Source organism: Sphingomonas sp. P2_B6, from assembly GCF_056404755.1.
Window position 1 is genome coordinate 145092 of sequence record NZ_JBFUDK010000012.1, and the last position, 11197, is coordinate 156288.

9 protein-coding genes and 1 pseudogene are annotated in these 11197 nt (G+C 66.4%); 1 reads left to right on the top strand and 9 read right to left on the bottom strand.

Going from position 1 to position 11197, the window contains the following annotated elements; translation table 11 throughout:
* Positions 1-6 precede the first annotated feature (6 nt).
* From AC1DX5_RS17205 to AC1DX5_RS17240, 8 genes are all read right to left on the bottom strand, one after another.
* Positions 7-819 carry a helix-turn-helix transcriptional regulator gene (locus tag AC1DX5_RS17205; RefSeq protein ID WP_478016489.1) on the bottom strand — a complete coding sequence of 271 codons (813 nt, stop codon included), beginning with the start codon at positions 817-819 and terminating at the stop codon, positions 7-9.
* Between the two features lie 74 nt (positions 820-893).
* Positions 894-1703, bottom strand: coding sequence for an NADPH-dependent oxidoreductase (locus AC1DX5_RS17210; RefSeq protein WP_465172698.1), 810 nt, complete (start codon positions 1701-1703; stop codon positions 894-896).
* Entirely contained in the window at positions 1700-3064 is a 1365-nt protein-coding gene (locus AC1DX5_RS17215; protein WP_478016490.1) for an LLM class flavin-dependent oxidoreductase, read from the bottom strand. The genes AC1DX5_RS17210 and AC1DX5_RS17215 overlap by 4 nt, the downstream gene beginning before the upstream one ends.
* A complete protein-coding gene (locus AC1DX5_RS17220; RefSeq protein ID WP_478016491.1) occupies positions 3061-3807 on the bottom strand; it encodes an ABC transporter ATP-binding protein in 747 nt (248 codons plus the stop codon). Before AC1DX5_RS17220 ends, AC1DX5_RS17215 begins: the two co-directional genes overlap by 4 nt.
* Positions 3804-4664, bottom strand: coding sequence for an ABC transporter permease (locus AC1DX5_RS17225; RefSeq protein WP_478016492.1), 861 nt, complete (start codon positions 4662-4664; stop codon positions 3804-3806). Before AC1DX5_RS17225 ends, AC1DX5_RS17220 begins: the two co-directional genes overlap by 4 nt.
* Before the next feature lie 11 nt (positions 4665-4675).
* Positions 4676-5764, bottom strand: coding sequence for an ABC transporter substrate-binding protein (locus AC1DX5_RS17230; protein WP_478016493.1), 1089 nt, complete (start codon positions 5762-5764; stop codon positions 4676-4678).
* Positions 5764-6741 carry a TauD/TfdA dioxygenase family protein gene (locus AC1DX5_RS17235; protein ID WP_478016494.1) on the bottom strand — a complete coding sequence of 326 codons (978 nt, stop codon included), beginning with the start codon at positions 6739-6741 and terminating at the stop codon, positions 5764-5766. The genes AC1DX5_RS17230 and AC1DX5_RS17235 overlap by 1 nt, the downstream gene beginning before the upstream one ends.
* 22 nt (positions 6742-6763) lie before the next feature.
* The gene (locus AC1DX5_RS17240; RefSeq protein WP_478016495.1) at positions 6764-7723 is read right to left on the bottom strand and encodes an aldo/keto reductase; all 960 of its coding nucleotides are present in this window, start codon (positions 7721-7723) and stop codon (positions 6764-6766) included.
* A gap of 460 nt (positions 7724-8183) precedes the next feature.
* Between AC1DX5_RS17240 and AC1DX5_RS17245 the strand changes: the two genes are divergently transcribed.
* Complete coding sequence (locus AC1DX5_RS17245; protein ID WP_478016496.1) at positions 8184-10535, top strand: TonB-dependent receptor; 2352 nt, start codon at positions 8184-8186, stop codon at positions 10533-10535.
* 62 nt (positions 10536-10597) lie between these two features.
* Here AC1DX5_RS17245 and AC1DX5_RS17250 read toward each other — a convergent pair.
* Positions 10598-11197, bottom strand: a pseudogene (locus tag AC1DX5_RS17250) (TonB-dependent receptor); the annotation flags it as partial.

The following is an 11197-nucleotide window of genomic DNA, read 5'->3' on the forward strand; positions in this document are numbered from 1 at the left end:
AGCACCTCAGTCTTGTATCCGCGCAACATCGCGCTCGCGACGCCAAGCCAGCGGCGTGCTGCGAAAGGCCGACCGGAAGGCGCGGCTGAAATGTGCCTGGTCGGCAAAACCGGTGGCGCAGGCGACATCGGCTAGCGACGCGTGCGGTGCCCCGAGCATCGCCGCCGCGCGCTCCAGCCGCCGTCCGCGCAGATATTCGCCGGGCGAGCAGCCGAGATAGCGTTTGAACACCCGGGCGAGATGCACCGGATGCACACCCGCCTCGGTCGCCATGTCGGCGACGCTCAGCTCGCTATCGTTGGCGGTGAAACTCATCTCGAACGCCCGGCGCAGCCAGGATGGCGGTTCCGCGGAGTCGGGCGCTTCGTCCGAAGTCGATGGCATAACGCTCGCGACAAGCTGATGCGCCCGCCCGTCGAGGCCGAGTGCCGGCAGCGTGGCGTCCTCCAGCTCCCGCGCAAGGCGATGCGCGGTCCAGATCGCATAGGGATCGAGCACCGTGATCGCCTGTCCCTCGTCGTTCGCCGGGCCGCCCGACACCGCGAGGAAACTGCCCTGGCCGCGATAGAAACGGTCGCGGTGGGTGGTGCCCGCCGGATTGAACACTAGCAGCGGCGTGGACGACGCTAACGGCGCGCCTTTGGCGGAGGACATATACCGCCCGCCGAGCACGAGCACGAAATGTGCTTCGTCATGACTATGGGTTTCCACCTCTTTCTCGGGCGCGGTCGCGTCGAGGCGGTGGAAGGTGAAACCGGCGGCTTCGCGATAGGCCGGCCCGGAACCCCAGAATTCATGCCGCGCGCGTCGAATGGCCAAGAATTGCCTCCATCTGTGTTATTCAGCTAACACAGATGGAGAGCAGGCGAAAGCGCGATCGCCTTGCTCGAGTGTTATCGCAGCGCGAAACCCAGCTCACCCAGCACCGTCCGCAGTACATGCCGCCCCGCCATCGAGTCCGGCCCGCGCGTCCGTTCCCCGGCCAATTCGGTCCAGCCGCGCTCCGCCATGCCCTGCTCGCGCTGAAAGCTGCGCAGGCGCTCGTCATAGGCATGCGCGCCGTCATGCTGCCGGTCGGTCCAGGCATAGGTCTCATGGAACAGCACGGACGATTGCGGCAGGCGCGGTTTGATCGAGGCCGGGCGTGCCGGATCCGGCACGCCGACCACCAGGCCGAACAGCGGGAACATCCGCGGCGGCAGGTCGAGTTCCGCCGCGACCTCGGCAGGCCGGTTGCGGATCCCGCCGATATAGACCGATCCCAGCCCCAGCGATTCCAGCGCGACCACCGCATTCTGCGCCGCCAGCGACGTGTCCACCGATCCGAGCAGGAAGGTTTCGGTATAGTCGAGCGCCTCGGCCGGCACGCCGCGCGCGGTCGCCAATTGAGTCAGCCGGTCGAAATCGATCAGCCACACGAGCAGCAAGGGCGCCTCGACGATATGCTTCTGCGATCCGGCCAGCGCCGCCAGCCGCGCCTTGCGTTCGGGGTCCTGCACCGCGACCACGCTCCACACCTGAAGGTTGGAGGAGGATGCGGCCGATTGCGCTGCGGCAACCAGGGTCTCGATCGTGCCCTCGGGCAGCGGGTCGGGCAGATAGGCTCGCACCGATCGATGCCCAATCAGCAGGTCGATCGCGGGGTTGCGGTGGATCGCTGCGCCGCCGTCATGGCGATAGCGCGCCTGAAGTGCCTCGCTCACGATGCCTCCGCCACGGCAGCCGCGCGCCCTGCGAAGCTGTTCACCGGCCGCCTGAGCCCGAGATTCTCACGCAACGTCTTGCCCTCATACTCCTCGCGGAACAGCCCGCGGCGCTGAAGGATCGGCACGACCTGATCGACGAAATCGGTTAGCCCGGTCGGCAGGATCGGCGGCATCACGTTGAAGCCGTCAGCCGCGCCGGTCTCGAACCAGGTCTGGATCAGGTCGGCGACCTGCTCGGGCGTGCCGACCGTGGTCAGATGGCCGCGCGCGGTCGAGACCTGGCGATAGAGCTGGCGCAAGGTCGGCCGCTCGCGCTCGACCAGGTCCGAGACCAGCTTCAGCCGGCTCTTGCTGCCATTGGTGTCGTTGGGCAGCGGCGGCGCGACATCGTCGAGCGTATAGCTCGACAGGTCGACGCCCTGATAATGCCGGTTCAAAATGCCCCAGGCGATCGCCGGGTGTACCAGCGACTGCAGCTCTTCGTACTTTGCCTGCGCCTCGGTCTCGGTACCGCCCAGCACCGCGAAGATGCCCGGCATCACCAGCAGATCCTCGCGCCGTCGGCCATATTTGCTGAGCCGCGCCTTCACATCGCCGTAAAATTCCTGCGCATCCTCCAGCAGCAGATTGGCGGTAAAAATCACTTCGGCCGTCCGCGCCGCCAGTTCCCGGCCCGGCTCGGACGCGCCGGCCTGGACGATCACCGGATAGCCCTGCGGCGGACGCCCGATATTGAGCGGCCCGCGGACCTGGAAATGCTCGCCCTGATGGCCGAGCACATGGAATTTCTCCGTGTCGAGGAAGACGCCGGACGCGCGATCGCGCACGAACGCGTCGTCCTCGTAACTGTCCCACAGGCCCTTCACGACATCGATATATTCCTCGGCGCGTTCGTAGCGCTTCGAATGCTCGAGATGCTCGGTGCGGCTGAAATTGGCCGACACGTCGGCGCCGGTGGTGACGACGTTCCATGCCGCGCGTCCGCCGGTGATCCAGTCGAGCGAGGCGAATTTCCGCGCCGTGGTATAGGGGTCTTCATATGTGGTGGTGGAGGTGGCGGCGAAACCGACGCGCTCGGTCACCTGCGACAATGCCGCCCAGAGCGTCACCGGCTCGAAATGCGCTGCCTTGGCATTTTGGCGAAAGGTCGCCTCGTCGGTGAAATCGGCATAGCCGCCGGGGCTGTCGGCGACGAACACCAGGTCGAACTTGCCGCGCTCCGCCGCGCGCGCGAGATTCCTGTAATGCTCCAGATTATGCCCCGCATCCGCATCGGTGTCGGGATGCAGCCAGGCCGAGACATGATGGCCGGTCGCCTGGAGAAAGGCGCCGAGACGAAGTTTCCGATCGGTGCTCATGCGGGAATCCTTTCGCTGCGGGCATAGGGAGAGGTGGCGGCATCGACCGCGACGCCGAGCAGGCCGAGCAGCTCGTGCTGAAGCGCGGCGGTCCGTTCGCGCCGGGCCACGCCATCGGGTGGGAGGGCGACGCGGATGTCGGCGACGATCTTGCCATCGTCGAGCACGACCACCCGGTCGGACAGTTCGATCGCCTCGTCGACGTCATGCGTGACGAGCAGGACTGCGGGATTATAGACTTCGGACAGGCGCCGGAGCAGCGCGTGCATGCGGATTCGCGTCAGCGCATCGAGCGCGCCGAACGGCTCGTCGGCCAGCAGCAACGCCGGTCCGCGCACCAGCGACCGCGCCAGCGCCACGCGCTGCTGTTCGCCGCCGGAAAGCTCGTACGGCCAGCTATTCTCACGCCCGGCCAGCCCGACTTCGTCGAGCGCCTTCAGCCCGCGCGCGCGCCGATCCGCGCCCGTCAGCCCAAGCAGGACATTGTCGAGCACGCGCTTCCACGGCAGCAGCCGCGCGTCCTGGAACACGACCGACAAGCGTTCCGGCACCAGGATCGTGCCCGTTCCTTCCGCTTCGTGATCTAGCCCGGCGAGCGCGCGGAGCAGGGTGCTCTTGCCCGATCCGCTGCGGCCGAGCAGCGCGACGAACTCGCCGGCGGCGATGTCGAGATCGATGCCTTCGAGCACGCCTTTCCGGGTGAAGCGGCGAACGAGCCCGCGGACCTGCACGACGGCGCTCACGACGCGAGCGTCCGGCGCCAGCGCAGCGCGCGCTGTTGGATCAGCCGCACCACGGCGTCCGAGGTCAGGCCGAGCAGGGCGTAGACGACCAGCCCGACCAGCATGATGTCGGTCTGCGCATAGTTGCGCGCGAGCGTGATCATATAGCCGATCCCGCTCGTCGCATTGAGCTGCTCGACCACGACCAGCGCCAGCCATGACGCGGTCACGCCGAAGCGCAGGCCGGTAAGCAGGCCCGGCAGCGCGCCGGGCAGCACGACATGGCGGATGAAGCCCCATCGGCTCAGTTCGAGCGTCTCGGCCAGCTCGACCTGCTTCAGGTCGATCGCCCGCAATGCCGTGTGAGTCTGGATATAGACCGGCGCGAACACCGTGACGGCAATCACCGTCACCTTCATGCCTTCGCCGACGCCGAACCACAGCACCATGAACGGGATAAGCGCGAGCACCGGGATGCCGCGTTTCAGCTGCACCAGCCCATCGATCACATAGCCGCCGAGCAGGGTCAGGCCGGACAGCAAGGCAAGCACGACCCCGACGGTCGTGCCGAACACCAGCCCCTGTCCCGCGCGCCAGGCCGACACCGCGAGATTGTCCTGAAGACGCCCGTCGCGGATCAGCTCGATCGCCGTCTCGACCGCGGTCCAGGGCGCCGGCAGCACGCGGGGGTCAAGCCATCCGGTCGCCGACAACACGGACCAGTAGAGTAGCAGTAGCCCGGGCCCGAGGATCCAGCCCCAGGCGAGCGGTGCGCCGAGGCCCAGCCGGCGCACCCCCGATTGCTGGCTTCGCGCGACCTGCGCCGGGGCGAAATGCTTGGGCGGCGCGACCACCAATTGGGGGAAGGGAGCGTTCATGACACCTCCGGTCATTTGGAACTGGCTGCGGAGAAGCCGTCAGCGGCGAGCTTCTCGAAACGGCGGTCGAACAGCGTGCCGGCCTCGAAGCGTGGATTGCCCAGCTCAGGCGCGAGGATGTCGATCGAGGCCTGCTGATACCGGATCGCGTCGGTCCATTCGGCCGGGATGTCGGGCCTGCCCGCCGCAGTGACGATCAGCCGCGCATCCTCCAGCTTCAGCCCCTGCTCGCCGACATAATAGCCGCGCGCCAGCTCCTCCGGATGAGTCTGGCGCCACGCCCATGCCCGGCCCCACAAGACAACGAACTGCTTGAGCGCGGCGGCCTTGGCCGGGTTTTCCAGGACCTCGACCGGTACATAGGCGAAGACGGGATCGTCGCGGAAATCGGGATGCTTCAGGACAGTGGCGCCGTCGTCGCCATATTTGCGCAGATAGCGCTCGGCGACGATCCCGCCGCCGATCGGCGCCATGTCGACCGCGTCGCTGGCCAGCGCGCTGGTATAGACGTCGCCGCCGATGTTGGACGGAAGCTCGACCAGAGTGACTTCGCTCTTGGCGATGCCCGCGCTCTTCAAGGTCTGGAGGACGATCTGCCCCTGCACCTGGCTCGGGCTGATCGCGATCCTCTTGCCGCGCAGATCGGCGATTGTCCGGATATTGGCCTTGGGCGCGATGCCCAGCACGAAGGCGGGGTGGTTCAGCGGGTCGTGTCGATAGGCGGTGGCGATGATCTTGACCGGCAGGCCGACCCAGGTCGCATGGATCGGCGGCACGTTCGCGCCCAGGCCGACATCGAGCGCCTTGGCGTGGAACGCCTCGGTCACGTCGGGCCCGCCGGTGATCTGCACCCATTTGATCCGGAACGGCAGGTCCTTGTCCCAGCCATTATGGTGGACCACCCATTCCGTCACGGGATCGCCGACCGTCAGCAGCGTGCCGTCCGGCACGGTGTCGGGCAAGGGCGCCGACAGCGCCAGCCCGCCCGCCGCCTTGGCCTGTCGGTTGGGTGCGAACAGCACCAGCAGGCCGATCGTGACCGCGACGAACGCGGCCAGAGCGATAACACCCCATGGCTTCGATCTGGCCGCGACCGGCATCAGCCGAGCACGTTGAACAGCGCGCCCTCGAGCTGCTGCGAGACGAAGCCGTCGGGCCCGCGGGTCAGTTCGCCCGCGACGGTGATGCGGCGCACCGCGCGCGCCAGGTCGAAATGGGCATAGTCGATCGGCCCGGCATGGGCCGTCGCCTGATTGTCCCACACCACGAGCGATTTGGGCCGCCAGTGGAACCGGACCTGATATTCGGGTCGGGTGACCTCATAGAAGAGCAGGTCGAGCAGCGCCTTGCTCTCCGGCTCCTTCAATCCGACGATATGGCTGATCGTGCCCGGGTTGAGGAACAGCAGCTTCTCGCCCGTCTCGGGATGAATCCGGACCAGTGGGTGGAGCGCGACGAACGGGCCCTTGGTGCGGCCATCACGGCGTGGCTCGCGGGTGCCGCCATCATAATCCGTGGTGCGGTGGACTGCCTGCAATCCGTCGATCAACGTACGGATCGGCGCCGACAGGCCTTCATAGGCGGCCACGAGATTGGCGAAGAGCGTGTCGCCCCCATAAGGCGGGATTTCGACGCCGTGCAGGATCGAATAGCGGTTCGGGTTCGCGACGAAGGTGATGTCGATATGCCATCCCTTGTAATCGCGCGGCGGCTCGCGGCCGGGGGGGAGGGTGGTGTTGCGTTCGTGCCGGGCGCGATATTCGGCGACCGATCGTTCCCAGATTTCCGGATGGTCGAGCAGCCCTTCCGCGATCGGATGTGCCGGCGTCAGCGGGCCGAACGCCCGGCCGAACGCCTTCAGCTGATCGTTGCTGATGTCCTGATCGCGGAAGAACACGACGCGCCAATCGTGCAGTGCGCGCTGGATGTCGGCGGCGATCTCGGGCGTGATCGGCTCGCGCAGGTCGACGCCTGAAATCTCGGCACCGATCGTCGGCGTCACCGCCTCCACGGTGATATGGTCATAGGTGAAGCGGTCGCGGTTGGTTTCGGGGCGAAGTGCGGTGACGGCGTTCATGGCGGCTCCTTCAGCTTTTCGTTCAGGCGGCAACGGGCTCGGGCGGGACGAGCCGGAGCGCCTCGGCCGGGTAGCGGGCGCCGGCGGTAGCGCCCCGGGGGAACGCCGCTTCGAGCGCGACGAGCGATTCGGGATCGAGCTCGAGATGATTGGCCGCCCAATTGGCCTCGAGATGGTTGATGTGCCGCGTGCCGGGGATCGGCACGACGTCCTTGGACAGCACCCAGGCCAGGCTCACCTGCGCCACCGTCGCCCCGACGCGCCTGGCGACCTGCTCGATCGTCGCGCGGCGCAGGCTGTTCGCGGCGACCGCGTCGGGCTGGAATCGGGGATGGTGCCGACGTCGATCGTCGGGATCGCTGATCTCCGCGCCCGCCAGGAAGCCGCGCCCCAGTGGGCTATAGGCGACAAAGCCGATCCCCAGCTCGCGAACGGCCGGCAGGATCTCGACCTCGACGTCGCGGGTCCATAGCGAATATTCGCTCTGCAAGGCGGTCAGGGGATGAGTCGCATGCGCTCGGCGCACGCCGTCGGCCGAGGCTTCCGACACGCCGACGCCGCCGATCTTGCCCTCATCGACCAGCCGGGCGAGGTCGCCGATCGATTCCTCGATGGGAATGCCGGGGTCGACGCGGTGCAGGTAATAAAGATCGATATGGTCGAGCCCGAGCCGGGTCAGGCTTGCCTCGACCGCGTCGCGCGCCTTGACCGCGGGCACTGCGACGCCGCCGCCGTTCGGGCGGGGCACGAACTTGCTGGCGATGACCAGGCCGTCGCGCCTGTCCCTGATCGCCTTGCCCAGCAGCTCTTCATTGTGCCCCGGGCCATAGCCCGTGGCGGTGTCGAAAAAAGTGACCCCAAGGTCGATCGCGCGGTGCAGCGTCTTGATCGAACTGGCGTCGTCGGCCTGTCCGTAGACATGCGACAGGCCCATCGCTCCAAAGCCCTGGCGGCTGAAGTCTAGATTCCCAATAGTCGGCATCTGCGGGTTCCCGAACGAAGAGTTGAAACCGAAGACTGCCTGCGGGCGGCCGATCGGCGAACGTAGGATATCTTTCCTTCGTCGTAGAATCCATATCTTATTGATGGGAATTAAAGCGGGGAACCGTTCGATGGCTCGCGCGTCCGCGCGCGCCGTCTTTCATGGCAGAATGCCGAGATAAGATACTGATACATAATGGATATGATCGACAGAAAATCGCCGGAGCGACTGGCGAAGCGGGGCGCCTTTAGAAAAACTTCGAGCCCCAGAAGAATCAATTCCCATTGACTTGGTAGGAATTAAGAATCAGCCTTGCGCCTTCGATCTGGGGCGGATCGGGCCGTCCCGCGGCATGCAGCGAAGCATGGCGTCGAGAGATGGCCGGCCTCGTTCAGAGCCGTCCGGAGAGGGGCGGCCGAGACCCGTCGATCGACGATTTACCGGGGCAAGGGAGGCCATCATGAACACGTTCCGCCAGTCACTTCTGCTGTCATCGATCATCGCGGGCATGGGGCTCGCCCAGCCGGCCTTCGCGCACGGCGCGGGGCCGGAGGGGGAGGATGCCGTCGCGAAGGCAGGGGCAGCGGTCGCCGCTGCGGCGGCGTCCGATCCCACCACAACCTCCGATGAGGGCGCCGATGTCGTGGTCACCGCGCGCCGCACTTCGGAGCGCGCGCAGGACGTGCCGATCGCCCTTTCGGTGGTCTCGGGCGAGACGCTGGAGCGTAAGGGCGGCTACACGCTGACGGACGTCCAGTTCCAGACGCCCAGCCTGACCGCCTATAATTCCAACCCGCGCAATTCCTCGATCGGCATTCGCGGCATCGGCGTTTCCTCCGCATCGGACGGGCTCGATACTTCGGTCGGCGTCTATATCGACGGTGTCTATCTCGGCCGCCCCGGCATGGCGCTGTCGGACCTGATCGATGTCGACCGAGTCGAGGTGCTGCGCGGCCCGCAGGGGACGCTGTTCGGGCGCAACAATTCGGCCGGCGTGCTCAACATCACGACGCGGGGGCCGGAATTCGAGTTCAAGGGCACGGCGGAAATCTCCGGCGGCACGTATAATTACAACCAGGAGCGCGTGAGCGTGACCGGCCCGATCATCGACGGACTGCTCGCTTTCCGCGTCACGGGGTTCAACACTCACCGCGACGGCGTGCTCGACAATATCAAGACCGGGGTGAATGCGAACAGCGTCGGGCGCAGCGGCGCGCGCGTCCAGCTTCTCGCCACGCCCGCCAGCAACCTCACCCTGCGGCTGATCGGCGATTATTCGATCGAGGACGATACCTGCTGCGTCAGCGCGACCAAACTGGTCCTGCCCGCAAGCCTCAGCGCGACCACCGGCCGCACGCTCCAGGCGCTCGCCGCGCTCGGGTACGTGCCGAAACGGAGCCTCGACTACACCCAGAACAATTCGCTTCAGAACATGAAGACCGACCAGAAGGGCGTGTCGCTGCAGGCCGATTGGGATCTCGGCCCGGTCACGCTGACGTCGATCAGCGCGTGGCGCTATTGGCACTTCGCGCCGTTGCAGGACAGCGACGGCACGCCGCTCGACGTCATCCAGGTCAATGTCGCCCAGACCAAGGACGATCAGTTCTCGCAGGAAATCCGCCTTGCCTCACAACCCGGGCGATTCACCTGGCAGGTCGGCGGTTACCTGTTCCACCAGGTGCTGCGCGATCATTTCATCCTCAACCAGTTCGGCACGGACGCGAGCAATTTCTACACCACCTATGCCCGGCTCGCGAACCCGGCGGCGGCGGCGATCAACATCGCCCCCGGCTCGCAATATCTCGACGACGTCCGCACCACGGTCGACAGCGTCGCGGTGTTCGGCCAGGCGAACTACTCGGTCACGGATCGGCTGACGCTCACCGCCGGCATCCGCTACACGCACGACAAGCGCTGGGGCCGGTCCGATACCTCGACCGTGGGCACGCCCAATCCGGCGACCTCGATCCCCTTCCACTACAACACGTCGGTGACGGGCGACAATGTCTCGTACCTCGCCAGCATCGCCTACAAGATCGCGCCCGATGTGCTGGTCTACGGGTCCTATTCGACCGGCTACAAGGGTTCGGGCCTGAACCTCAACGCCGCCGTCTCGGCGGGAACGCCGCTGGTTCTGGAGCCCGAGGACGTGAAGAATTGGGAGATCGGCCTTAAGACCCAGTTCTTCGATCGCCGCCTGACCTTCAACCTCAGCGCCTTCTCGACTGACCTGTCCGGGCTTCAGGCCAATATCGTGCCCACCAATGGCAACCGCTCCTATCTTGCCAATGTCGGCGACGTACGGGCGCGCGGCGTCGAGGTGGATGCGTCGCTGAAGGTGACCAATAACCTGACGATCGACGCCAATGGCTCGTACAACGACGCCAAGTACAAGAGCTATGCCAATGCGCCGTGCCCGGTCGGGGTCACCGGCGTATGCGACCTCACCGGCAAGCCCCTGTTCCAGGCGCCGGAATGGGTCGCCAATGCGTCGATCGACTATCATGTCCAGCTCGCGAACGGCGTGCGACCCTATGCGATCGGCCAGTTCAGCTATCGCTCCAGCACGTTCGGCACCGCCGATGCCGGGCCCTATAGCCGGATCGACCCCTATGCCCTGTTCAACTTCCGCGTCGGTACGTCCTTCCGCGACGGACAGTTCGACGTGTCGGCCTGGGTCAACAACGCGTTCGACAAGAAATACTTCCAGAACCTGTCGACCACCGCGATCGTCGGCACTTCGCCCTTTGCCTATGCCGGCCAGCTCGGCACGCCCCGCACGGCAGGGGCGACCTTCCGGGTCAATTTCTGAGACAGGATTTCTGAGACAGGGAGGGGACGTGGCCGGGAAGTCCCCCCGGCCACGTCAAACCCTCAGAAGAACAGCTTCCGGATGCTGACCCGTACGCTCCGCCCCAGCGGATCGAGATAATCGGGCTGATAGCTGACCGGCGTGATCCCGGCGGCATTGGTCACGCGCTGCTTGCCGTCGAAGATGTTGGTCACCCCGATCGTCAGGCGGGTGCCGCGCAGCCAGGGGTGCTTCTTGACCAGATCGAGCCGCTGGCCGAAATCGGCGAACAGCCTCAGGTCGAGCGTGCCGAGCCCCGAAAAATCCAGCCGCTGCGGCGCGGCCGGCGTGCCGCCATTCACTTCGGTACCGGTGCGGTAATTGCCCGACAGGCGGAACCCCACGCCGTTGTTCGTGTACCCGGCCTGCGCCTCGAATTCGTGGCGTGACTGCCCGCCGCTGCCGCTGGTCGCGTCGCCATTGAGCAGGTCGAGCCGCGGCCCGCCATTCTGGACCAGCACTTCCTCCTTGAAATGCCAGGTGTGGTAGAGCGCGAAGTTCAGCCGCCCGCCGCCCTGGCCGCCGCCGCCGAATCCGCCGCCACGCCCRCCAAAACCACCGCCGCCGGGGCCGCGTCCGCCGAAACCGCCCGGACGTGGGCCGCCGTCGCCGGCGCCGGGTCC